Genomic DNA, 22392 nt, shown 5'->3' with positions numbered 1-22392 from the left:
ACGAGATGACATTCATCACTGTGATCTACCTGATCGGAGCACCCATCAGGGAACTACTCGTTCCATAGCATTTCCACGTCCAACGTCGAAGAACCTAACTTTCCAAGGCGGCGTAAGGCCCAGGCCCAAGGCAAAAATTTCTTCAGCAAACATGGCAAGCCCTCCTGCGGAGAGGGCTACCTAAACAGATTGTGGTCAGTCAATTCCACATTAAACGTCGAAGAACCAAATGTTTTCTGCCGATCAGCAACTGGATGGCGATCAGCAGAACCACCACTGCCATGGTCGTGGGCATCCCTGGAATTCCGCTCAGAGGGGAAGCCAGGATGATGCCCGCCAAGAGCAACAAAGGGCCGAAAGATCTGCTTCCAACCGCTTCCACGATAGACCCCAGGGAAACACGGTTCCGGCCACTCGCGACTTCTTCGATTCGGTCAAGAAGTTGCTCCAGGTTCGAGATTTCCTGATCCATGCTTGTACGCCTTGGGGCGGTTGTGAGAGGAGAACCGTAAAGCAAATATTGATATTGCTATTCACTGTATTCCGGCTTGTTTCTGAGTTCCTCCTCAGTCATGGAAATATAAATCCTCAGATCAAGCGGCCCTTTGTACAGTTCAAGTTCGTCCATCTCGAAAGCCACGCTGTGTGAGCCGATACCCAGAAATCCTCCAACATCAATGATCACATGTTCCACTTGCCCATCTGGCGTGAGCAAAACTTTGCTGACCCTGGCTATGTTTTGATGGTTTGCGCCATAGACACCGGCACCCTTCAAGTCGTCTAGGGAAACTGTAGAAGATTCAAAAGGTTCATATCCAGCAAGGGGATGTATGTCAGGACGCCCATAAGGACGAACAGGATAAAAGGATCGGTTGAACTCTGTGCCGAGTGTTTCATTATGTATGTACTCCGGTGCTGCGTCAATTTGATCTTGAGTTGATGCAACAACAATATAAAAATCATTCAAATTAGTGATGGGTACAAAATTCAAGGCTTCCATATTGATTGCAATGGTCCGGGTCCCTATGCCCAGGAATCCTCCGACATCGATGATGGCTGCATGGGCCTGCCCGTCACCTTTCAGAATGAGATCGTCGACCCTCCCCACGCTTTCCCAATCGACGGGCAGTTGTGTGACAGCCGCTGGAAGATCGTTCCTGTGTGCAATAAAGACACCTTTTCCAATAATATTGGATGTATATGCAAAAAAATCGTCAATTATTAAATGAGATTCCACAAATATATCGCTATCTTTCTGTGCAAAAGCAGGGTTCAAGGCCAGCAGTCCGCCGAGGATGCTAAGAATCAATGTCTTCATGGTACTCTCCTTATTTTTTATTTCATTATCAGTTCATCAATTCAGGCCAGAGCCAGACCTGACTATGCCAAAGATTTGAAAAAGTAACTACTCAGCTCATTTTGTAACCGCCCTTGCTCCGGCAATCGGAGTCGGGGTCGCTATCGGAATCGGAATCGGAACAGCAAAAATTTTGAACGCTTCCCAGCGTTTTCGATCCCGATAGCGAAGCGCCGATCCCGACTCCGACAACGGCGTTACTCTATGCGGAATAGTTACGAACATACTAACTACCCTCCTGAGATTTACATCCGGGTTTGTGTTTTTCCTGGTAATTGGAAAAAGATATTATTTATGCCCACGTCTTACTGTTATGCAAGGTGGGGGGCACTGACAATACGTGACATCCTGTACATCCTCGAATGAAACTACCCATGCTTGATGTATTTATCCATCATTCAAATTCTACTCTACTCATGATTCGCTTTCATTCTTAGGGGGTGGTCCCGCCCATCGCAATTACCACCCGGGAATTTTTCCCGCTCTCCGGGATTATTCCTCGTTTAAAATAGGTGAGCCTCCTACAGACAAGGTCGTTGGAAACGGTAAAAAGACATCTTCTGTTCCGAAAAAGGCGGCTGGGAGTCCGGAAAATGAAGAATAGGCCCCATGCATGCAATTGAGCAATGGAAGGAAAAATGGAGGACAAAGCATGACCAAGGTAAAAGAGATCTACAAGTGTGAAGCATGCGGCAATGTCGTGGAAGTGCAAGAACCAGCTGATGGAGAGCTTGTTTGTTGCGGAGAGCCGATGAAGAAGCAGTAATCGTACTCGATTCTACTCAGCAGGTTATGGAGATTGTATAGCGGTCTTCGAGGCCAAAATACCGTTATTGGGTAAGAGTTTGGCTCTCTGTTGCCTGAAAAGCTGCCGGCCTGCCCAAAACGGAGAACGTCTTCTCCGAGGCTGTGAACGAAGACCACAAGTTCTATCGGCTCATTGCCGTCCACTAGGCAAGCATTGGCCCCACAAAATAAGAAAGGCTGGCAACCCTGCCGATATTCAAAGGGGCATCCGTATGTCATGCTACATATTTTGGAGGAGATAATGCAAGCAATTCGATTGAAAAGAACATGTCGGGATGACCTTGTTTTTACAGGCGTACTGCTTTCTTCCGTGGATGAGCAAGATCGATGCGAAACAAGTTTCAGCGGGATTAATATATCTCTGTACCAGACATCAACCAAAGCATACATTCTGGGCATTACCCTTCACAGGTACTGTTCCTTGGGTCACGAAAACTTCAGCAGTACCGTAGCTTTTGATTCGATTGATGATATCCTGGACTTTATGTGTCACGAGGAATGTCAGGATATTTCACTTCTTGTCGAAATTCTGCTCAAAAAAGCCAACCAGACAATAAAATCCTTAAAAAAGAAGAATTACTTGGAAACCCATCCTCAATTCACCTCTCAAAAACAACGCAAAACATCAGATTTTGCAACGGCCCTACGACTCTAATATTCTGACTGAAAAATGCTTCTTAAGGAGTATTGAAATGCACCCCCCAAAGAAAGTGATTGTTGGTACAGGGCCGCGCATATTTCGTGAGTTCCTCTGCTCGATGCTCCAAGCAAGGGAAGGTATCGACGTCGTCGACAGTCTCTTTGACGGTCTGGACATCATTCAATCCACAACATTGCACACTCCTGACCTGCTGATCCTGGACATTTTTCTGCCTCGGCTCAGTGGCATCAGCGTGATCAACACCGTACGTTCCAAATGTTCGAGGATGAAAATCTTGTTTTTAACGGATTATGAGTCAGAAGGACATGTGAATGATGCCTTTCAAGCCGGAGCCCACGGCTATTGCATTAAGAATACCAGCACAAAAGAATTGGTGGAAGCCATTAAAAGCGTCATGGCCGGTAAAACCTTTATCAGTCCGTCCGTGGCTGACGGAATGCTGAGGAGCTGCCCGGATGGTCGGGGCAACAACCGAGAGAGCAGTGATTGGGAACTGATCACGAAACGGGAACGCGAGGTGCTGAAACTGCTGGCCGAAGCATACAAGAACAAAGAAATCGCCGATATTTTATGCATCAGTCGCAAGACGGTCGAAAAACATCGCTCAAACATCATGAGCAAGTTGGGCATGCATAATGTCGCGGCTTTGACCAAGTACGCATTTGATCGCGGACTTGTGAAAGGAGGAAAATCCGAAATTCGAGGACCGCTTCCCGGCCGTTCCGAACTCCGAACCCGAAAGTTCGCGAGTTTGTGAGCAGAGTTCGGTGTAAAAAAAAGTCTTTTTGCACCAGCCAGTGGCCAGTTTTTCTTCCTCAGCAAAGGATTCATCATGACTGAAACACCTTCAGAGCCAAAGATTCGTATCGAACAACTGACGAAAATTTTTGGCGCTCAGTCCGAAGAAGCGTTGAAGTTGCTGCATGATGGTGCGACCAAGGACGAAATCCTGGAACAAACCGGTTGCGGCGTTGGGGGCGCCGACGCCAATTTCACCGTGGCCTCAGGTGAAATCGTGGTGGGGGACACAGGACGTGTCCGGATAGCTTTTCTTGCTCCTTGCACTTGGGATTTTTGAACGAACTGTCGACAAAGGATTTTTTCAATACTCAGTTACCGTTTAACTTCATCATCCAAGGAGGCTTTCCATGATGAACAAGGGGAAATTACTTCAGCTGGTTATTGGGGCCATGGCCATTTTGATGCTCATTGCGGGTACGGCTTTGGCCAAGGAAAGGGTGCGCATCGCCTATGTGGAATGGGATTGCGCCGCTGCGAGCACTCATATTGTCAAGGCTGCTCTGGAACAGATGGGCTATGAAGTGGAGATTCTGCCCGTGGCCGCGGCAGCCATGTGGCAGGCCGTGGGCACCGGCAATGTGGACGGCATGGTCACGGCCTGGCTGCCCGTAACCCATGCGGACTATTTGGAACGGGTCAAGGGCGATGTTGAAGATCTGGGGCCCATTGTCGGGGGCGCCAAGCTGGGCTGGGCAGTGCCCTCCTATGTGACCATCGACTCCATTGCGGAGCTCGATGACCAGGCGGACAAGTTCAACGGCCGGATCATCGGCATTGACCCAGGCGCGGGGCTGATGCGCCTTTCCGAAGAGGCTGTGAAGGAATACGATCTGACCAGGATGCAACTGATCGAAGGTAGCGATGCCACCATGACCGGAGCGTTGAGCACTGCCATTGACAAGAACGACTGGGTCGTGGTTACCGCCTGGTCCCCACACTGGATGTTTGGCGTCTGGGAGCTGAAGTACCTGGACGATCCCAAGGGCATCCTGGGCGGCGAGGAGCAGATCCACACCATCGTGCGCAAGGGGCTCAAAGAGGATATGCCGGAAGTGTATACTCTGCTGAACAATTTTTCATACAAAGATCCCAATCAGTTGCAGATGGTCATGGCCTGGAACGCCGAACCCAATTCCGACCGGATGGAAAATGCCAGGCGTTTTCTTAAGGAAAATGAAGAACAGTTCAAAAGCTGGATGAAGAAGTAAGGGAACTGGCGGATGCTGATGTACCGTTTATGCCCCCGTGCTTTTTGCTCTGCAACACTGAGCAGGAGGCATGTCTCAATGGTAGGACAGGCATCCTGCCTGTCCGTGCAGGCAAGATGCCTGCACTACCAAATTCAAAAACGGTATTTCAGTAACTGCCATACCCCTGCCATTCGTCCGCGCAATGGATCACGAAACCAGGAAAGGCCGCCCAGTGGGTGGCCTTTCTGTTTTCCACTTTGAGGCGCGATGGCGTAACTGACTGGTACAAAAAGTCTTTTCTAGCCAGTACATTTTTCACCCGACGCAAACATAAGGGGGGCGTACAGCCCCCCATCCTGCAAAGAAGGGTCAGACGTTCTGATCGGGTTTCCTGATAAAAAGCTCTTCCATGCGGATTGTCATGCAGTTGTGGCGGAGTTGGTCCAGGAGGGCGAGGACATCACATTTCCTGCTTGTGAAACATGTACCGGACATCCTCATACAGCCAATCCACGGTCGCCCGTGAATCATAAATGCCAAGAAAATTGTCCGGATAAGTCTTGCGCATTTGGCTGAATTTTTTTGTTTCCACCCCCATAACCTGATGGTCCGTTTCGCTGAACAGGAAAACAGCTTTGGCTTGACGCGTATTTTGGATTTTTTCAAAGCATGCGGATACGACGTCAATAATGTCAATGGAGGTGACGATTGGTTGTGTCATGGGTCGGCCCTTTGTCTGAGTTGTGATTACGATAGTTCCTCATTGCGAACAGTTTTGCAGAACCCTCCCGACTCGGGCGCTCAATACCTACTGCCGACACCCCAATAAACGGCCCATGGACCGAGAACGAGCTTTTCTTCGCCTTCCAGGAGCGCATTCGGGGAAGCGTAGACCTTCTTCACCCTGGAGGTTACGGCTAGATTTTCCGGATGGATCCACAGTGTCTCCGGTCCGAGGTTCGCGGCGAGCGCAAACACCTGGTCGTCGTCCAGAGGCCAGCCCACGATCAATATGGTCTTGTGCACGACCTTCCAGAAGGGCTTTCCCGGCTGGATCATCGGCAACAGCGGCAGGACGCGCTCCCGGCGTACGTTCAGCAACTGGCGGTGCAGTTTCAGCCACTCCGAGTATTTCGGCTTGGCCGGCTCGTCCCATTTCAAAATCGCGCTTCCGGCCGTTTCCGGGTCGTTGGGGTCGGGGATGCGTTCTCGTTTGGCCGGGTCGGCGAATTCCGGAAATGCGGCGAATTCGCGCCGTCGCCCCTCACGCACGGCGTCAGCCAGATCTCCCTGAAAATCACAGAAAAATGGAAAGGGGTGCCGGGTGCCCCATTCTTCGCCCATGAAGAGCATGGGGATCTGTGGCGCGAGAAGAACCACGGCTGCCAGTGCCCTGCGTTTTTCCGGCGTGGCCAGTACGCTCAGGCGCTCCCCGAATGCCCGGTTGCCGACCTGGTCGTGGTTCTGGAGAAAAGCCACAAAGGCCTCCGGCGGAAGGTGTGCGCTGGGCTCGCCCCTGGATTGCCCCTCGCGGTGGGCGGACGGTTCACCCTGGTAGGTGAATCCCTCGGCCAGGCATTGGCCCAGTCGCTCCAGAGGGGTGTCGGAGTAATCCTCATAATAGCCCTGATGTTCGCCCGTGGCCAGAACATGACAGGCATGATGGATGTCGTCGTTCCACTGGGCCACGTAGCATTGCGGCCTGGCGGACTGGTTTCGTTCCAGGAAACGGGACTGGTTGGCGTCGTTCTCCAGGACCAGATGGATATGGCGGTCTTCGGGCAGGGCCAGTCGGACCCGCTGGGCCAATTCTTCCAGAATGTGCGGTGAGGAGTCATCCTGGATGGCATGCACCGCGTCCAGGCGCAGACCGTCAAAGCGGTAGGCGCCCAGCCAATGGATCGCGTTGGCGATGAAGAATTCACGGACCTGGGGTACGGAAAAGTCAATGGCCGCGCCCCAGGGGGTCTGGTGGGTCTCGGTGAAGAAGTCCGGGGCGTAGTGGTGCAGAAAATTGCCCTCCGGCCCAAAATGATTGTAGACCACATCCAGGAAAACCATCATGCCCAGGCCATGGGCCTCGTCGATGAGCCACTTCAATTCTTTTGGCGAACCGTAGGTTGAATCCGGAGCAAAAGGCAGCACGCCGTCATAGCCCCAATTGCGACGGCCCGGAAAATCCGCCAGGGGCATCAATTCGATGGCCGTGACGCCGAGTTGCTGGAGATAATTCAGGCGGGTCCGGACGCCGTCATAGGTCCCCTCGGGAGTGAACGTACCCACATGCAGTTCGTAGAGCACCGTTTCCGGCCAGGGACGTCCTTTCCAGGCCGCGTTGTCCCATTGAAACGCCGTCATATCCACGACCTGGCTGGGGCCGAAAACGTCCTCGGGCTGAAAGCGCGAGGACGGATCCGGGACCATCATCTCGCCCCATGGATCGCCGACAACGCGAAATTGATACAGGGTTCCGGCCCCGGTTTCCGGGACCAGCGCCTCGAACCATCCAGCCTCGAGGGTTTCCATGGGAGTATGGGAGGGAAGCTGCTGATCCTGGATAACCACATCCACCCTGGAGGCGGCCGGCGCCCAAAGCCTGAAGCGCACCCCGCCGTCTTCAATCGTCGGTCCAAATATTTCGGGCATTGTGAGCCTCCTCTTCTAGCTGATGGTATTTTGCAGGGCGATCTCCATGGTCTGCCCCTCGTCGAGTTCGTAGAGCGTCTCCTTGTAGCCGATCTGGATTGCCTTTTTCCGGGCACGGCAGGCAGTGATCGTCATTTTTCCGGGCACGATTTCGATGCTCAGGTTGTGCCCGCGGTAGTGGATCTGCATCTGGAGCCTGCCCAGATTGTCGGGAAGGCAGGGATTGAGCCAGAGCACGTCGCCGCGGGTCTCCAGGCCCGTATAGCCGACCTGGATCATGTTCACCGTGCCGGCCATGGCGCCCAGGTGGATGCCCTCAGGGGTCGTTCCGCCCTGGACATCGGAGATGTCGCTTTCCAGGGCCTGGGTGAACAGGTGCCATGAGCGGGCCCTGTCTTTCCTGATCAGCACCCAGGAATGGGCCACCCGGCTCAAGGTGGAACCATGCGACGTTCTTTTGATGTAGTAGTCGATGTTTTTGGGGATGGTTTCATATTCGAAAGGGTAACCAAGCTGTTCAAAAATTTCGGCAAGCTCCTCGGCGGAGAAGAGATAGAAAAGCATCAGCACGTCGGCCTGTTTCGAGACCTTGTACCGGTTGGGCGTGTCGTCCTCGCTTTTCAGGATTCTGTCCAGCCGCTGAATATCGCCGTATTTTTCCGTGTATCTCTCCCAATCGAACTCTTCCAGGTCGGCATACCCTTCGAACTGGCTGATGATGCCGTTGTCATGGAAAACGACGCGCAGCTTGCGGCTGATATCCCGCCACAGGTCCAGTTCCTCCGCATCCAGTCGCAACTGCTCCCGCAGTTCCTTCCCGCGGTCTTCAGGAAGCAGTTCCAGGACGGTCAAAGCCTCGTTGAGCACCCACGCGGCCATGACATTGGTGTAGGCGTTGTTGTTCAATCCCGGAGTATCAGAATCCGGGTAGGCATCATGGTATTCGTCCGGGCCCATGACGTCGCGGATTTCGTACCGGTCCAGGGTGTGATTGTAGGTGGCGATGCTGGACCAGAACCGGGCGATTTCCAGAACCATTTCCGCACCGTAAAAGGAGAGAAACTCCATATCCTCGGTGGCCTGGAAGTATTCACGGATATTATAGACAATGGCCGCGTTCACGTGGCGCTGATGGTGGGATTTGTCCGGGTTCCAGCGTCCTGAATTCGGGTTGAGATGGATTTTCTGGGTTTCCTCCCGGCCATTGCTGCCGCTCTGCCAGGGATACATCGCCCCCCGGAACCCCTCTTCCCGGGCGGCGGCACGGGCTTCGTTGATGCGGCGATAGCGGTACATCAGCAACGAACGGGTAATTTCCGGGACACGCAGATTGAGAAAGGGGAAAATGAACAATTCATCCCAGAAAATATGCCCTCGGTAGGCCTCTCCATGCCACCCCCTGGACGGCACGCCCACGTCCAGGTCCATGGTATGCAGCGATGTGGTCTGCAGCAGATGAAAGGTATGCAGGTGGAGGATCATCGCGGTCCGATCCTCGCTGGGGAGAGTCGTCTCTTCATAGGTGATGTCAAACCGTCGCCAGAGGTGCTTCCAGCTCAGACTGTGCGACGCCAACAGCTCCTCGAAGGTCTCGGCGCGCTGTGCCAGCTTTTCTGCTTCCAGGCGACACTCCGCAATGGCGTGATCCCTGGAGGTGAACAGCGCGACGATTTTCTCCAGGCGAATTTCCACGCCCTTGCGGGCCCGCACCGTGAATTGCTGGGCAATGTACCCCGGTTCCCGGACTGTGCGCCGTTCCGTATCCAGACCGTCCCCATCCAGGCAGACCCGGGTTCTCGCGGCCTGGGCAATGCGCAGGTTGGATTGATTGGTCCGGACCGTAAGACAGATGGTTTCCGGGTCGGAAAGGGCTTCCTCTTGCGGCTCGAGGTGCCGATTGTTCAGATCCCGGTAGCGGGGGACACCGTCATTGACGACTCTGCCGTCCAGGGCCGTACGGATCTCCAGATCTCCGGACCAGTTTTCCGGGGTGAAGACAACGTGCATCGCGGCAAAGTGCGGCTGGGTCATATGCACGATGCGCCGCTCCCGGAGCGTTGATCGCCTGCCGTCCTTGTCCGCAAAGGACACCTTGCGGCTGAGAATGCCGTGCTTCAGGTTCAGCTTCTGCCGGTAGGAGTGGATCTCCACACCGCTCAGGTCAAACCAGTCCTCACCTGGATGACGAAATTCCAGGCAAAGCCAGTTGGGAAGATTGACCAGATCCTCGTTCTCGATGGTCTTGCCCTGTATTTCCGTTTTCAGGCGGTTGTATCCGCCGGCCAGGTACGTGCCTGGATAGTGAACGTCTCCAGCCCGGGATTCCGAGGCTGCACCACGGGTGGCAAAATACCCATTGCCCAAGGTGCATAGGGCTTCCCGAAGCTTTTCCTGCTCCGGGTCAAACTGATCATATCGCAGCGTCCAGACGCTCATTGCCGAACTCCTTGCTAAAAAGAATTTTAAAACAAATTCATTTTCTCAACCGCCCGCTTTACTCAAGCCGCCAAGGACTCCAAGGCGATCAACATCGCCGATAGGCGGCGAGTCTTTTGGTTTCCGCATCTTTCCAGCGGAAGGCAAAAATCTCTTCTTGGCGACCTCCGTGCCCTGAGCGAAGCGGGCGGTTCAATTCTGGAAGTGCCAACAGGTTTTGAACCATCCCCAATGGGTTACATGTCGCAATCTGCCTTGATTTTTGCCATTGCTCCGGATAAAAGGCGCAAATGGAAACAAATCTGAAGGTCATCATTGCCCTTGCCCCACAAATGTTGCGGGAGTTCATGAGTTCTTGTCTCACGGAGGCGGGATCCTTTTCGCTTTCGGTTGTCGCAGAGCTTGAAGACGGCATGGAGGTCGTTTCGGCCGTGCATGAACACGCCCCGGATCTTTTGATCCTCGGCCTCGCGTTGCCAAGGCTGAGTGGAATAAGCGTGATCAATGCCGTGCGCCCCAAACATCCGGACATGAAAGTTCTGGTGCTGACCGACTATGAGGAAGATCTCTACGTGCTGGAGGCCTTTCAAGCCGGTGCCAACGGATACTGTATCAAGGATTCCAGCATAGATGAGATGCTGCTGGCCATCGAGAGTGTCCTGAGTGGAAACAAATTCCTCAGTCCGGGCATTACCGCCGATGTTCTCGGCGGATACATGGAGGCTCACGAAAAAACCCGGGAACCGAACGACTGGGACTCCATAACCCAACGGGAGCGGGAGGTGCTCAAGTTGGTGGCCGAAGGGTACAAGAACAAGGAAATAGCCGAAATGCTCCATGTCAGTTGCAAGACGGTCGAGAAACATCGGTCCAATATCATGAGCAAGCTTGGAATGCATAATGTCGCGGCCTTGACCACATACGCAATTGATCGCGGCCTGGTGAAAGTGAAGTCCTAAGCCAAGAACAATTCCGGTTTGAAATTAGCTTCCTGAAGCCACAGCGTATATGCTTGCTTTCCCGTATTTTTGTCGAAACAAGTACGTATTTGCATCCTTTTCCAGTACGAATTTCCATCCTGTCAAATCTGGTTCATTCACTCCAAGGCAAACATCACCGATAGGCGGCGAGCCTTTTGGTTTCCGCATCTCCGCAGGGGCACGGACGGGGAGAAGGGACCGACATCCAGCCTGGCTTTCGGCGCATTGGTCCTGAAACAGGGACTCCCCTTTGTCTGGTTTCCCGAAGGGCACCGCTCTCCGGACGGGACCTTGCAGCCTTTTCGGCACGGTATCGGACTGCTGCTGGGAGAATACGATCCGCCGATCATTCCCGTGTTCATCCAGGGCACCGAACAGGCCCTTCCGCCAGAGCGGTTCCTGCCCCGGCCCAGCAAGATTATCGTTCACTTCGGGCAACCCATCGATGCCGCAACGCTGCGCGATGCAGCCGGGGAGGGCGGAGAGAACCAGGACCAGCAAACCCGGATTACCTCGGTTTTGGAAAAAACCGTAGCCCGTCTTCGCGATGAGGCCCTGGCTGAGCATTGAAAAAAAGTTTGTAGCTACTCAGCATAGAGTAATGCCGTTGTCGGGGTCGGAGTCGGGATCGGCGCTTCGCTATCGGGATCGAAAACGCTGGGAAGCGTTCAAAATTTTTTCTGTTCCGATTCCGATTCCGATAGCGACCCCGACTCCGATTGCCGGAGCAAGGGCGGATACAAAATGTGCTGAGTAGATACGCAACATGTTGCTGTCGTGTTGTCCAGACACAACATGGACGCTCGCATCCGAACCTGTAAGGGATCTTACGCTGGAAAATACAGGCTGGACCTGATTGTCGCCGACGCAATCAGAACGGTACGTTCCGAGACGCCACGCCGAGAAGTCACGCCGAGAAGCCACGCAATGATACCAGCAGGGTTCGTTGCCCACCGGCCGACAAGTCGGCCGGTGCTTCCAGGCAGCACGCAGCCTGCTCAAACCCGTCGCGAATGGATCGCGACGGCAGCAGCAGCACTTCCCTGACAGCCGCGTGGAAAGGGGACTGCCATGTACCAATTTGCACCGCTCCTGGCGCTTTTGCCCATTATCGCCGTCGGCGTCCTGATGGTCGGCATGATGTGGCCTTCAAGCAAAGCCATGCCCGTGGGGCTTGTCCTCGCCGCGGTCCTTGCCTCTACGGTCTGGGGGGTGCCCGCGCAGCATCTCCTGGCCGCAAGCCTGGCCGGTTTCGTCAATGCCGTGGACATCCTGCTGATTGTTTTCGGTGCCATCCTGATTTTGCAACTCATGAAAAAAAGCGGCGGCATGGATGGCATCTCCCATTCCATGGCCACCATCTCCACAGACCGCCGGGTTCAGGTGCTGATCATCGCCTGGCTGTTCGGATCGTTCCTGGAGGGAGCCGCCGGGTTCGGCACCCCTGCCGCGGTCGCGGCGCCCCTGCTGATGGGCATGGGGTTCCCCCCGCTCATGGCGGCTGTCCTGACCCTGGTGGCGGACAGCGCGTCCGTGTCCTTCGGGGCCGTGGGCGTGCCGATTCATGGCGGGTTCGCAGCGGTTCGGGATGTGGTCAGTCTTCCCGAGTCCATGCCCTTCAACGAGTTTCTGCATGGTATCGGTGTCCAGGTTGGGCTGCTGCATTTCGCCCTGGGAACCTTCATCCCGCTGATCATGGTTTGTCTGATGGTCACGATGGCCGAAGGCTCATTGAAAAGGGTCCGGGAAGTCTGGAAACTGGCCCTGTTCGCGGGTCTGGTCTTCACCCTGCCGCAAGCCCTGATCGCCTTTGTGATCGGTCCGGAACTGCCGGCGCTGCTCGGCGCGCTCATCGGGCTGCCCATTTTCCTGTTCGCGGTTTCCCATGGATTTTTGACGCCCAAAACCGACTGGAATTTTCCGGACAGGGCGGACTGGCCGGCGCACTGGCAGGGCAGGATTGAAGCCGGAACCGGCATACCGGATGACCAGCCGACCATGAGCGGTTGGCTGGCGTGGCTTCCGTATGCCCTTGTGGGCATGCTTTTGCTCCTGACCCGCATCGAACACGTTCAACTGTCCGCCTTGCTCCAGCAATGGAATGTCGGCTGGACCGACATTATGGGAACAGGCATCAGCGCGACGATTGCTCCGCTGTACAATCCCGGTGTGCTTCCGTTTCTCCTGATCGCCTTGCTGATTCCCCTGATGCACGGCATGAACCTCCAGGGAGTGGCCGCATCCCTGCGCTCAACCATGACAATGATCGCGTCTGCCTCCGTGGCCCTGATATCGGCGTTGGCCATGGTCTACATCATGATCAATTCGGATGTCGGGGCTGGAAAAGAAAGCATGATTCTCGTGGTGGCCGGCGCGGCGTCGGATCTGGCGGGTCAAAGCTGGTATCTGCTGGCGCCGCTCGTGGGCGCCCTGGGCACGTTCATCTCCGGCAGCAATACGGTCTCGAACATCATGTTCGGCGTCCTGCAGCATGATGCTGCGGTCCAGAGCGGGCTGCACGTGGCTTCGGTTCTTGCCCTGCAGGCCGTCGGCGGGGCCGCGGGCAACATGATCTGCGTCCACAACGTGGTTGCCGTCCTGACGACGGTGGGCCTCCTGGGCAAGGAAGGCCTCGTGATCCGCATCAATCTGGGCATCGCCCTGGGCTACGCCCTGCTGGCGGGAGGCATTGTCTGGGGCATCGCTGTTTTTGTCTGAAGGAGTTTCATTTTTATGCCTTTGCTCCGTCCAGGCAGGAATTGCTGGGACATCGCTTCAGCACAACGGGCCACCGTGTTGCGCAATGGAGAGGCCTATTTTGCGGCGGTGCATCATGCGCTGCTCCAGGCCCGTGAACAAGTGTTCATTCCCGGCTGGGATATCCACAGCAAGGTGGAGCTGTTGCGCGGGGAGGCCGCTGCCGAGGCCAAGGCGCGCAACCTGCCGACCCGCCTCGGCCCGTTGCTGGACCATATCGCGCGCACCAAGCCAGCCCTGGATGTGCGGATCCTGATTTGGAATTTTTCCATGGTGCTCAGCCTGGAGCGCGAGCCCAATATGCTCTTCAACCTTGGCTGGGCCCCGCACCCCAGGATTCGGATGCGCATGGACGGCGAGCATCCGGTGGGTGCATCCCATCACCAGAAGGTCGTTGTTGACGGAACGTTGGCCTTTTGCGGCGGGCTGGACCTGACCCATTACCGGTGGGACACGGAGGAACATGCCCCTGACGATTCCCGGCGCAGAACCCCCGCGGGGAAAACGTACGGGCCGTACCATGACGTCATGATGGTCGTGGAGGGCGATGTTGCCGCCAAACTTGGCGAACTGTGCGTATACCGCTGGCAACAGGCCACCGCGGAAACCATGGCACTTCGGATCAACAGCAGGACCGAGGCCTGGCCGGAATGGATTCAGCCCTGGTTCGAGCATGTGGATATCGGCATTGTCCGTACCCTTCCGGAGTTCAAATCACAGCAGGAGGTCCGGGAGGTGGAGGCGCTCTACCTGGACGCAATCCGGTCCGCCCGGCGCTCGATCTTCATCGAGAACCAGTATTTCACGGCTCCGGTCCTGTGCTCGGCCCTGGAACAACGTCTCCAGGAGCCGGACGGCCCGGAAGTGGTAATCATCCTGCCCAAGAAGATCACCGGATGGCTGGGCAACAAGGTCATGGAGGCCAAGCGCGGCAGGATTCTGGACAGACTGATGCGGGCCGATGTCCACGACCGTCTCCGTCTGTGTCATCCTTGGGTGGGCGAGGAGTCAAAGCAGGGGGTCATGGTTCACGCCAAACTGATGGTTGTGGACGACAGATTCTTGCGGGTGGGGTCGGCCAACCTCTGTAACCGGTCAATGGGGCTGGACACGGAATGTGATCTGGCCATTGAGGCCCAAAACCAGGAACAACAAACAGGGGTCCGGCGGCTGCGCAACGAACTGCTGGCCGAACATTTCGGCCTTCCGGCTCAAGAGGTCGAGGAGCAGACGTTTCGCACGGGTTCACTGCTCCGCGTGATTGACCATTTTTCAGCCCCGGAGCACCAGCTCAGCAGTCCCCGCGGCCTCGGTCCCCTGGAGGCCCAGGAGAAGCGATTTCCCGAACTGGTCTGCGAAGCCGAGATTCTGGATCCCGAGCGGCCTCTGGAGGTTGATCAATTGCTGGATGCCTTTGTTGCGGAACGGGAAACCGAACAGGGAGGATGGCTGCGGGCGAACTGGCTCTGGCTGATCCTTGGCGCTTGTGCGTTGGTGGGATTGGCGGCAGCCTGGCGGTTCACCGGCCTTGCCGAAATCGCGGACCGGCAAGGGCTGGCCGACCTGCTCCAGGGGGTTCCCCGGGATGCGGGACTCTACCCCCTGCTGCTGATCGGATTTGTTGTGGGCGGTCTCTCCATGTTTCCGGTCACCGTGCTCATTGGCGCCACGGCCATATTGCTGGACCCGTTGCCCGCCTTGATGACCGCTTTTGCCGGCACACAACTCAGCGCCCTGGTCACCTATGGAGCGGGCTGGCAACTCGGGCGGGAGCGTATCCAGCGCATGGCCGGGGGGCGGCTGAATCGGATCAGCCAACAACTGGCCCGGCACGGGGTTGTCAGCATCGCCCTGATCCGGAATCTGCCCATTGCTCCGTTCACCATCGTCAACCTGGTGGCCGGGGCGTCGCACATCCGCCTCAAGGACTACCTTGTCGGCACCTTGTTGGGAATGGCCCCGGGCATTCTGGCCGTGACCATTTTCACGGATCAGCTCCTGGGTTTTCTGCAGGAACCGAATCCGGTGAACATCCTGATCATGCTCGGGGCCCTGATCTTCCTGGTCCTGGCCAGTAAATGGCTCAAGCGCCGCTTTTCCTGAGGTTGGCATGCCTGCGCACCTGACCGCCGTGACCTACAATGTCCATCAGTGGGTGGGCATGGACAAATTTTATGATCCGGGACGCGGCTTGTCCGTGCTGCAAGAGATGCGCGCGGACATTATCGGCCTCCAGGAAGTCAACTTTCCCAAACGCATCCGGCACCGGATCACGCAAACCCGGTTGGCCGGCGAACTGGGCATGGAATTGATCCTGGGTGAAACATTGATCAGGGAGCAGGCGGCCTACGGCAATGTCCTGCTCACCGCATTGCCCGTAAGGGAGGTCCGCAAGCACGACATCAGCGTTTCGTCCAGGGAACCCCGAGGGGTGCTGGATGTGGATCTGGGCGTGGTCCTGGGGGGAAGGGGAGAGACGATCCGGGTCCTGATACGCACTTCGGGTTAAGCTGTTCCGAGCGGCGTCGACAGCACCGGCGACTGTTCGACATTTTGAACGAGGGGCCTTCCCGGCCGCTGACCATCCTCATGGGAGATTTCAACGAATGGATCCCCCTGCGTTTTCCCTTCAGACGGATCATGCGGTTGTTCATGCAGATCAGGGCGCCGCGGAGCTTTCCCACGCTCTTCCCCCTGCTGGCCCTGGACCGCATCCTGGTCGCCCCTCACCAGCGACTGGTGGAGATGCACGTGCATAAGAGCACGTTGGCACGGGTCGCATCGGACCATTACCCCGTCGTCGCTACGATCAGATCCTGCTGAGCGGAACATGCTGCCACAGATCAGCAGGACATCCGATAACACCTGCCCGATTGTCATCTGTCAGCAGGAATTTCATCCAGGCATACAGTCCCCGGAACAGGGAAATACCGATATTCCCGTATTGTCATTCGGATCAACGAGAACGTATATCGTATTCGTAGGTGACAACATGTTTTATTCTTATTTTTACATCTTGGAAGAGGAGGCAACATGCTCAGCTGAGCTCTTATTTTTTTGATCGTGGCCATTATTGCGGGGCTCCTCGGGTTTACGGGCATTGCGGGCACGGCATCCTGGATTGCCCAGGTGCTGTTCGTGGTGTTCATCGTCCTGCTGATTCTCAATTTGTTATTCGGCGGAACACGAGTGGCTGCCGAGGTTGGCGAGGTGACCCGGTTCTTGCTTGTGCTGACATGACGACGGTGTTTGCGGTTCAACCGAAACCCATTGACACCACATGGGGGAAAACATGGGAATTGAAGTTGGAGGAATCCTCGGACTGATCATTCTGATCGTCTGTGTCTGGGGCATCATTCAGACGATCCAGAGCACTGCGACCAACGGATCGAAGGTCTCCTGGGTCGTTTTGATACTTCTTCTTCCTGTGCTCGGGCTAATCATCCGGCTCTTCGTCGGGCCGCGAGCGGCTGGATACAGGATGCGCTGAACGTGAGTGCGCAAAGCATGTTTCAATTATAACCTGGAGGTTATGTGCAATGTCGTGGCAAAAATGGATTCTCAACGCTCGATTATGTTGTGCTGTTTTGGCTGTATTTTCCTTTTTTTCATTACTTCCACCCAATGCCGCGGCGTTTCTGGCCCAAAGTCGCCTCTCATCCGGTGAGATGATTTCCGAGCGCGCCGACCAAATCGCGACCATCCAAAGCGCCCTGGAACACAAGATTGTCTCCCAGCGCCTTCAGGATTATGGCCTGAGCAAGGCCGAGGTTGTCGCCAAACTCGACACCATGAGCGATCAGCAAGTACAGCAACTGGCGTCGCTTTCCGGTGATGTCGGCGGTGGGGCCATTGGCGCTGCCATCGGAGTCCTGGTGATCATTCTGCTGGTTGTGGTCATTCTCCGCGTGAGCGATCGGCGCATTGTTGTCCAGTAGTTTGCGGGCAGTTTTTGTCCTGCACAGCCTGGTTCTTCTGGTGTTGGGATGCGGCTTGCAGCCACGGATTTCGCCTTCGCTGGACCATACCAGCGAACAGTCCGCTGCAGGGACATCACTGAATGTCCCTTTTGTACCCCAAACCCAGAAGAATGATTGCGGCCCGGTCGCCTTGGCGTCCATCCTGGCCTACAAGGGGCGGGCCCTTCCCTTGGAAACGATTACCGAGGAAATCTTCACCCCTGCCCTTGGCAGGACCCTGCTTCCGGACATGGAGAATTACGCCCGGAGACTCGGCCTGCGCCCGGTTACGGGCAGCGGCGATCTGGACCTGCTCAAAAAGCGGATGACTGCCGAATCGCCGGTCGTTTTGCTCCTGGATATGGGCCGGACGATGACCAGCAGCGGACACTACGTCGTCCTCGTCGGCCATGCCCCGGGAGGGTTTTTGATCCATACCGGACACGAGGCATATCAATTCATCGCCACGGAAACGCTCAAGCAGCGCTGGAGCCGGATGAACAACCTTTATCTGTACCTGGAGTGATCGCATGCGTGTTGCCGTCATCCTGCTCTGCGGCCTGCTTTTGGCAATCTCAGCCTGTTCGCTCCCGCGAATCACCGTGCTCTCCGATCCGCTCACGGCAGAGGAACACAATGACCTCGGCGTGTCCTACGAAGCATCTGGAGAGTGGGACAGGGCGCTTGCGGCCTATGCCGCGGCCTCCGCAAAAGATCGCGGCTGGGACCAGCCGCTGATCAATCATGGCAATGTGCATGCGGCCATGGGCGAATGGGCGGAGGCCTCTACCAGTTACCGGCGCGCCCTGCGCCGCAACCCGGACAACCCGGAGGCCATGAACAATCTGGCCTACGCCCTTCTTCAGGCGAACGATACCCGCCAAGCCATGAAATGGTCGAAGCGGGCCCGTGCCATAGCACCTGAAAACATCACCTTCATCAGCACCCAGGCGTTGATCCTCGCGGAACTGGGTAAGGCCGCAGAAGCAACGGATCTCCTGGAAAAGGCCCTTCTCCGGCTCACCCCGGATGATCCGTTGCGCCCTCAGGTCCAAAAGCTGGCCGACGAGCTTGCGGCGGGCCGCCCGGCATCATCTCGCTGACAGCAGCGTTGGCACGGTGTTCACGACAGCGTGGCGGTCTATGCCCTCGAAAGCCGGCAGTTCCTCCGGCGTGCCGCCAGCATGTGAACGGGACATGCGGTCCCGGCGACCGCGCCGACCACGGTCTCGCCGATGCCGCCTCGGGGCCCGTGGTCCTCGAAGGTTGGATCAGGAATTGCTCGGAGTGTCATGACCCGGCAGCGAACCAATCTCGCTTTCCTCACGACTGTTCGACACCGCATGCCTGTTTCACTACATCACGACGAAACAATTTGACGTTGGATCGTTTCGAGTACCTCCAACTATCCATTCGACCGTCTCCCGGTTTGGGACCATACGTGATTTCGTGTAGATGCCTCCTGTTCGGCAAGTATCTTCTCGAAAACGTTCTCTTGTTCAACACCTTGAAGTCGGTGCCGTCGTGAGCATGGATTGCCCTGAAATCTGGATGAACCCGTGCCATGTACAGTATCCAGTATGGAAAAATACATGAAGGACCTCATTGCCTCGAAAAACTTGTCACTTATGCTGAACAAAAAAAGGAGGTTCGCAATGAGAACACTGATAGCCGTGCTGATCGGAGTCATTATCGGCGCCGGGGTGATGTTGTATTTGGGCACCGATAACTTGGTAACGACCTTTCAGGAAGCCGAGGAGCGGTCCACGGAGGAAATGCGGGAAGCTGGTGAAGCACTGCAAGACGCCGGCGAACAGGCGAGACAGGCCTGGGACGCCAGGCTGGAGGCCTTGCAATTGCGTGCAGAGGATATCCGAGAGGAGCTGGCCGAGGACAGCCAGGTGATCCGCCGAAAAGCCCGGGATTTTGGCGAGGCCACAGTGGATGTGGCTGTAGATACACGGATTACCGGGGTCATCAACGCCAAACTGGCGGCTGACGAGGAACTCTCCGTCTTCGGTATCGCCGTTTCAACGACAGGAGGCCGGGTGACGCTCTCCGGTACGGTCGCGTCCCCGGAACTCATCGGCAGAGCAACGGCCCTGGCCCTCCAAACCGACGGCGTCCACGAGGTCGTTTCCAATCTTCAGGTGGAGTAGGCTTTCCCGCCCGGCATGTATTCCCGTCGGGAGGCCTCTCGGTTGGAAGGCCGTCGCTGGATGGAGTGATCGGCCAATGTGTTCAAGATACAATGATCGGTAACAATTTTTTGTTCACCAATAAAAGAGGAGGAACGTCATGACGAATGCGAATGAAATGTACAAGTGTGATCAGTGTGGAATGGTTGTGGAAGTCAAAAAAGGCGGCGAGGGTGAACTGGTCTGCTGCGGTGAATCGATGAAGAAGCAATAAAACATCACGCAAGGGCAGCCTGCCTTTGCTTCCCTACTCCACGAACAGCAGAATTGCCATGGTAATTCTGCTGTTCTTTTTTGTAGTACGATTATTACAGCGAAATTTTGTGAAGCAATCGATGCCGTTTAATATGAAAAAATGAATGAAGAGGATAGAATATGAGCGAAAACAATCACAGCCACTCCGGTCATGACGACCACCATGGCCACAGCGTGGAAATGTTTCGAGTCAGATTTTGGGTTTGTTTGGTGTTGACGGTTCCCGCATTGATCTGGGAGCCGATGCTTCAGGACTGGTTTCGATATTCCGCGCCTGAATTTCCCGGGTCTGGCTACATACCGGCTATTTTTGGAACCATCGTTTTCATCTACGGTGGCCTTGTCTTTCTCCGTGGGGCGCTGCATGAGCTGGCCGACCGTCGGCCGGGCATGATGACCCTGATCGCCTTGGCCATCTGCGTTGCCTTTCTCTACAGCACAGCGGTGACGTTGGGGTTTCCCGGCCATGCCTTATGGTGGGAATTGGCCACGCTGGTGACGATCATGTTGCTTGGACACTGGATCGAAATGCGCTCGGTTTCCCAGGCCCAGGGCGCCTTGAAGGAACTGGCAAAGTTGCTGCCCGATACGGCGGAGCGGCTCAAGGACGGAGATCAGACCGAAGAGGTGCCTGTTGATGCGTTGCGGGAGGGAGACCTCGTCCTGATCCGTCCCGGGGCCGGCGTCCCGATTGATGGTGTCGTGGAGAGCGGAGAAAGTTCGCTGGATGAGGCCATGGTCACCGGAGAATCAAAACCGGTACGCAAATCATCCGGGGACAAAGTGGTCGCCGGGACGGTCAATGGCGATGGTTCGTTGCGCGTTACGGTTGAGAATGTTGGAGAGAAAACGGCCTTGGCCGGAATCATGAAGATGGTGGAGCAGGCCCAGAGTTCGCGTTCCCGGGCGCAGACCCTTGCCGACAGAGCCGCGTTCTTCCTGACCTTGGTGGCCATCGTGGCCGGAGTGTCGACATTCGCCGTGTGGCTGGCCTTCGGAGCAAGCCTGGATTTTTCCATTACCCGGATGGTTACCGTGCTGGTCATCGCCTGTCCGCATGCCCTTGGTTTGGCCGTGCCCCTGGTTGTCGCCATCTCTACCTCCATGGGGGCGCAAAATGGCCTGCTGGTACGCGATCGACGCGGCCTGGAGGAGGCGCGGAAGCTGGACATCGTTGTCTTCGATAAGACCGGCACATTGACCCGAGGCGAACATCGCGTGGTGAAAATCGTTGCCGCCGCACAGCAGGATCAGCAGGAAGTCCTGCGTCTGGCCGCGGCCGTGGAACACGACTCGGAACATCCCATTGCCCGCGCTTTGCTCGAAAGCGCGCGGGAAAAAGAGCTTGATGTATCCGGTGCCGAACAGTTCGAGGCCATTCCGGGCCATGGCGTTCAAGCCAGGGTGGGGGGACGGAATTTGAAAGTCGGCGGTCCGAATTTGCTGCGCAAGTTCGAGCTGGAGCAACCGGAAGAATTGAAGAACGCATCAAAAGGCTTTGAGCAGGATGGGCATGCCGTGGTCTACCTGATTGAGGGAGATAAGATTCTGGCCGTGTTCGCCGTGGCGGACGCCGTGCGAACCGAGTCCAGGGAGGCTGTGCGGCTCCTGCATGCCGAGCATATCGCCGTGGCCATGCTCACGGGGGACTCGCAGGTCGTGGCCGACAGCGTCGCCAAAGAGCTGGGCATTGATACCGTTTTCGCGGAAGTCCTGCCGGAGGACAAGGCTGAGAAAATCAAGGAGCTGCAGCAACAGGGAAAACGGGTGGCCATGGTCGGTGACGGCGTGAACGACGCCCCGGCCCTGGCGACAGCGGATGTCGGCATCGCCATTGGTGCGGGAACGGACGTGGCGGTGGAAGCAGGCGACATCGTCCTGATGCGCAGTGATCCTCGCGACGTCTCCCGGATCGTGCATCTCAGCCGGGCGACGAACCGCAAAATGGTCCAGAACCTGTGGTTGGCAGCGGGGTACAACATTGTGGCCATTCCCCTGGCAGCGGGAGTGCTGGCATGGGCCGGATTCCTTCTCGCTCCGGCCGCGGGCGCGATACTGATGTCCGCAAGTACGGTTATCGTTGCTGTCAACGCCCAGTTGCTGCGTCGCTTTAAAATCTAAATTATAGCCGGAGGGGCGGTTCGCGAACCGCCCCTCCACCTCGGCACCGAAATGAATGCCGGGTACCCGGAAAATGTCAACCAGGATTGCCGTCAGAATGAACCATAAAAATGACCAAGGAGAATGGACACCCAAGAACGATCGTAACTTTTCAAAAACTCTGGGCGATGGATGTGGATTGAAGTGGAACGGGAGCGTGCAAGCATACCTCTTGCTCCCACGCT

Annotated in this window: 24 protein-coding genes; 18 read left to right on the top strand and 6 right to left on the bottom strand. The window is 56.1% G+C overall.

The annotated features are described in order from the left end of the window. Positions 1 to 199: 199 nt before the first annotated feature. Both AC559A_RS13800 and AC559A_RS13795 read right to left on the bottom strand, forming a co-directional pair. Positions 200 to 472, bottom strand: a complete 273-nt coding sequence (locus AC559A_RS13800) for an exopolysaccharide biosynthesis protein (protein WP_498818348.1) — start codon at positions 470 to 472, stop codon at positions 200 to 202. A 57-nt stretch (positions 473 to 529) separates the two neighbouring features. Next, a complete protein-coding gene (locus AC559A_RS13795) occupies positions 530 to 1318 on the bottom strand; it encodes a PRC-barrel domain-containing protein (RefSeq protein WP_498818347.1) in 789 nt (262 codons plus the stop codon). A 691-nt stretch (positions 1319 to 2009) separates the two neighbouring features. Here AC559A_RS13795 and AC559A_RS13790 point away from each other — a divergent pair. The 5 genes from AC559A_RS13790 (at position 2010) to AC559A_RS13770 (ending at position 4834) form a co-directional block, all read left to right on the top strand. Continuing rightward, positions 2010 to 2123, top strand: a complete 114-nt coding sequence (locus AC559A_RS13790) for a desulfoferrodoxin FeS4 iron-binding domain-containing protein (protein WP_498818346.1) — start codon at positions 2010 to 2012, stop codon at positions 2121 to 2123. A gap of 282 nt (positions 2124 to 2405) precedes the next feature. Further along, on the top strand, positions 2406 to 2819 hold the full coding sequence (locus tag AC559A_RS13785; RefSeq protein WP_498818345.1) for a hypothetical protein: 414 nt from the start codon (positions 2406 to 2408) through the stop codon (positions 2817 to 2819). 37 nt (positions 2820 to 2856) lie between these two features. Continuing rightward, positions 2857 to 3582, top strand: coding sequence for a LuxR C-terminal-related transcriptional regulator (locus AC559A_RS13780; protein WP_498818344.1), 726 nt, complete (start codon positions 2857 to 2859; stop codon positions 3580 to 3582). A 75-nt stretch (positions 3583 to 3657) separates the two neighbouring features. Further along, complete coding sequence (locus AC559A_RS13775) at positions 3658 to 3903, top strand: hypothetical protein (RefSeq protein ID WP_498818343.1); 246 nt, start codon at positions 3658 to 3660, stop codon at positions 3901 to 3903. Between the two features lie 70 nt (positions 3904 to 3973). After that, positions 3974 to 4834: a glycine betaine ABC transporter substrate-binding protein gene (locus AC559A_RS13770; protein WP_498818342.1), complete on the top strand. Its 861-nt coding sequence runs from the start codon at positions 3974 to 3976 to the stop codon at positions 4832 to 4834. 442 nt (positions 4835 to 5276) lie between these two features. Here the strand turns inward: AC559A_RS13770 and AC559A_RS13765 are convergent, their stop codons facing one another. The 4 genes from AC559A_RS13765 to AC559A_RS13750 all read right to left on the bottom strand — a co-directional run bounded on the left by AC559A_RS13765 (position 5277) and on the right by AC559A_RS13750 (position 10262). Beyond that, the gene (locus AC559A_RS13765; protein ID WP_498818341.1) at positions 5277 to 5537 is read right to left on the bottom strand and encodes a hypothetical protein; all 261 of its coding nucleotides are present in this window, start codon (positions 5535 to 5537) and stop codon (positions 5277 to 5279) included. Between the two features lie 80 nt (positions 5538 to 5617). Beyond that, positions 5618 to 7462 carry a malto-oligosyltrehalose trehalohydrolase gene (gene treZ / locus AC559A_RS13760; RefSeq protein ID WP_498818340.1) on the bottom strand — a complete coding sequence of 615 codons (1845 nt, stop codon included), beginning with the start codon at positions 7460 to 7462 and terminating at the stop codon, positions 5618 to 5620. A gap of 15 nt (positions 7463 to 7477) precedes the next feature. Further along, a complete protein-coding gene (locus AC559A_RS13755; protein ID WP_498818339.1) occupies positions 7478 to 9898 on the bottom strand; it encodes a glycoside hydrolase family 65 protein in 2421 nt (806 codons plus the stop codon). An 88-nt stretch (positions 9899 to 9986) separates the two neighbouring features. Then, a complete protein-coding gene (locus AC559A_RS13750; RefSeq protein ID WP_498818352.1) occupies positions 9987 to 10262 on the bottom strand; it encodes a hypothetical protein in 276 nt (91 codons plus the stop codon). Here AC559A_RS13750 and AC559A_RS13745 point away from each other — a divergent pair. The 13 genes from AC559A_RS13745 (at position 10189) to AC559A_RS13685 (ending at position 22168) form a co-directional block, all read left to right on the top strand. Beyond that, positions 10189 to 10857, top strand: a complete 669-nt coding sequence (locus tag AC559A_RS13745; RefSeq protein WP_498818338.1) for a LuxR C-terminal-related transcriptional regulator — start codon at positions 10189 to 10191, stop codon at positions 10855 to 10857. The genes AC559A_RS13750 and AC559A_RS13745 overlap by 74 nt on opposite strands. A gap of 69 nt (positions 10858 to 10926) precedes the next feature. Beyond that, positions 10927 to 11448 (top strand): lysophospholipid acyltransferase family protein, encoded by a 522-nt coding sequence (locus AC559A_RS13740; RefSeq protein WP_498818337.1) that lies wholly within the window; start codon positions 10927 to 10929, stop codon positions 11446 to 11448. A 501-nt stretch (positions 11449 to 11949) separates the two neighbouring features. Beyond that, entirely contained in the window at positions 11950 to 13596 is a 1647-nt protein-coding gene (locus AC559A_RS13735; RefSeq protein ID WP_498818336.1) for an L-lactate permease, read from the top strand. A gap of 15 nt (positions 13597 to 13611) precedes the next feature. After that, complete coding sequence (locus AC559A_RS13730; protein WP_498818335.1) at positions 13612 to 15738, top strand: VTT domain-containing protein; 2127 nt, start codon at positions 13612 to 13614, stop codon at positions 15736 to 15738. A 222-nt stretch (positions 15739 to 15960) separates the two neighbouring features. Next, positions 15961 to 16458 (top strand): endonuclease/exonuclease/phosphatase family protein, encoded by a 498-nt coding sequence (locus AC559A_RS13725; RefSeq protein WP_498818351.1) that lies wholly within the window; start codon positions 15961 to 15963, stop codon positions 16456 to 16458. 234 nt (positions 16459 to 16692) lie between these two features. Next, the gene (locus AC559A_RS13720) at positions 16693 to 16875 is read left to right on the top strand and encodes a DUF1328 domain-containing protein (protein WP_498818334.1); all 183 of its coding nucleotides are present in this window, start codon (positions 16693 to 16695) and stop codon (positions 16873 to 16875) included. Positions 16876 to 16915: 40 nt separating this feature from the next. Beyond that, positions 16916 to 17125, top strand: coding sequence for a PLDc N-terminal domain-containing protein (locus AC559A_RS13715; RefSeq protein ID WP_498818333.1), 210 nt, complete (start codon positions 16916 to 16918; stop codon positions 17123 to 17125). 49 nt (positions 17126 to 17174) lie between these two features. After that, the gene (locus AC559A_RS13710) at positions 17175 to 17573 is read left to right on the top strand and encodes a PA2779 family protein (RefSeq protein ID WP_498818332.1); all 399 of its coding nucleotides are present in this window, start codon (positions 17175 to 17177) and stop codon (positions 17571 to 17573) included. Next, positions 17563 to 18120: a cysteine peptidase family C39 domain-containing protein gene (locus tag AC559A_RS13705; protein ID WP_498818331.1), complete on the top strand. Its 558-nt coding sequence runs from the start codon at positions 17563 to 17565 to the stop codon at positions 18118 to 18120. The genes AC559A_RS13710 and AC559A_RS13705 overlap by 11 nt, the downstream gene beginning before the upstream one ends. Before the next feature lie 4 nt (positions 18121 to 18124). Continuing rightward, positions 18125 to 18697: a tetratricopeptide repeat protein gene (locus AC559A_RS13700; RefSeq protein WP_498818330.1), complete on the top strand. Its 573-nt coding sequence runs from the start codon at positions 18125 to 18127 to the stop codon at positions 18695 to 18697. Between the two features lie 552 nt (positions 18698 to 19249). Beyond that, positions 19250 to 19753, top strand: coding sequence for a BON domain-containing protein (locus AC559A_RS13695; RefSeq protein WP_498818329.1), 504 nt, complete (start codon positions 19250 to 19252; stop codon positions 19751 to 19753). 139 nt (positions 19754 to 19892) lie between these two features. Further along, positions 19893 to 20006 (top strand): desulfoferrodoxin FeS4 iron-binding domain-containing protein, encoded by a 114-nt coding sequence (locus AC559A_RS13690; protein ID WP_498818328.1) that lies wholly within the window; start codon positions 19893 to 19895, stop codon positions 20004 to 20006. Between the two features lie 161 nt (positions 20007 to 20167). Next, positions 20168 to 22168, top strand: coding sequence for a heavy metal translocating P-type ATPase (locus tag AC559A_RS13685; protein ID WP_498818327.1), 2001 nt, complete (start codon positions 20168 to 20170; stop codon positions 22166 to 22168). Positions 22169 to 22392: the final 224 nt, after the last annotated feature.

It is taken from the genome of Desulfonatronum zhilinae (genome assembly GCF_900182865.1).
Taxonomy (GTDB): domain Bacteria; phylum Desulfobacterota; class Desulfovibrionia; order Desulfovibrionales; family Desulfonatronaceae; genus Desulfonatronum; species Desulfonatronum lacustre.
This window is presented reverse-complemented; position numbering and strand designations above follow the sequence as displayed.

Excerpts from the sequence above, each read along its gene's own strand:
- AC559A_RS13800 (WP_498818348.1), bottom strand. The coding sequence starts at position 472 with ATGGATCAGGAAATCTCGAACCTGGAGCAACTTCTTGACCGAATCGAA.
- AC559A_RS13795 (WP_498818347.1), bottom strand. The coding sequence starts at position 1,318 with ATGAAGACATTGATTCTTAGCATCCTCGGCGGACTGCTGGCCTTGAAC.
- AC559A_RS13790 (WP_498818346.1), top strand. The coding sequence starts at position 2,010 with ATGACCAAGGTAAAAGAGATCTACAAGTGTGAAGCATGCGGCAATGTC.
- AC559A_RS13785 (WP_498818345.1), top strand. The coding sequence starts at position 2,406 with ATGCAAGCAATTCGATTGAAAAGAACATGTCGGGATGACCTTGTTTTT.
- AC559A_RS13780 (WP_498818344.1), top strand. The coding sequence starts at position 2,857 with ATGCACCCCCCAAAGAAAGTGATTGTTGGTACAGGGCCGCGCATATTT.
- AC559A_RS13775 (WP_498818343.1), top strand. The coding sequence starts at position 3,658 with ATGACTGAAACACCTTCAGAGCCAAAGATTCGTATCGAACAACTGACG.
- AC559A_RS13770 (WP_498818342.1), top strand. The coding sequence starts at position 3,974 with ATGATGAACAAGGGGAAATTACTTCAGCTGGTTATTGGGGCCATGGCC.
- AC559A_RS13765 (WP_498818341.1), bottom strand. The coding sequence starts at position 5,537 with ATGACACAACCAATCGTCACCTCCATTGACATTATTGACGTCGTATCC.
- treZ (WP_498818340.1), bottom strand. The coding sequence starts at position 7,462 with ATGCCCGAAATATTTGGACCGACGATTGAAGACGGCGGGGTGCGCTTC.
- AC559A_RS13755 (WP_498818339.1), bottom strand. The coding sequence starts at position 9,898 with ATGAGCGTCTGGACGCTGCGATATGATCAGTTTGACCCGGAGCAGGAA.
- AC559A_RS13745 (WP_498818338.1), top strand. The coding sequence starts at position 10,189 with ATGGAAACAAATCTGAAGGTCATCATTGCCCTTGCCCCACAAATGTTG.
- AC559A_RS13735 (WP_498818336.1), top strand. The coding sequence starts at position 11,950 with ATGTACCAATTTGCACCGCTCCTGGCGCTTTTGCCCATTATCGCCGTC.
- AC559A_RS13730 (WP_498818335.1), top strand. The coding sequence starts at position 13,612 with ATGCCTTTGCTCCGTCCAGGCAGGAATTGCTGGGACATCGCTTCAGCA.
- AC559A_RS13715 (WP_498818333.1), top strand. The coding sequence starts at position 16,916 with ATGGGGGAAAACATGGGAATTGAAGTTGGAGGAATCCTCGGACTGATC.
- AC559A_RS13710 (WP_498818332.1), top strand. The coding sequence starts at position 17,175 with ATGTCGTGGCAAAAATGGATTCTCAACGCTCGATTATGTTGTGCTGTT.
- AC559A_RS13700 (WP_498818330.1), top strand. The coding sequence starts at position 18,125 with ATGCGTGTTGCCGTCATCCTGCTCTGCGGCCTGCTTTTGGCAATCTCA.
- AC559A_RS13695 (WP_498818329.1), top strand. The coding sequence starts at position 19,250 with ATGAGAACACTGATAGCCGTGCTGATCGGAGTCATTATCGGCGCCGGG.
- AC559A_RS13690 (WP_498818328.1), top strand. The coding sequence starts at position 19,893 with ATGACGAATGCGAATGAAATGTACAAGTGTGATCAGTGTGGAATGGTT.
- AC559A_RS13685 (WP_498818327.1), top strand. The coding sequence starts at position 20,168 with ATGAGCGAAAACAATCACAGCCACTCCGGTCATGACGACCACCATGGC.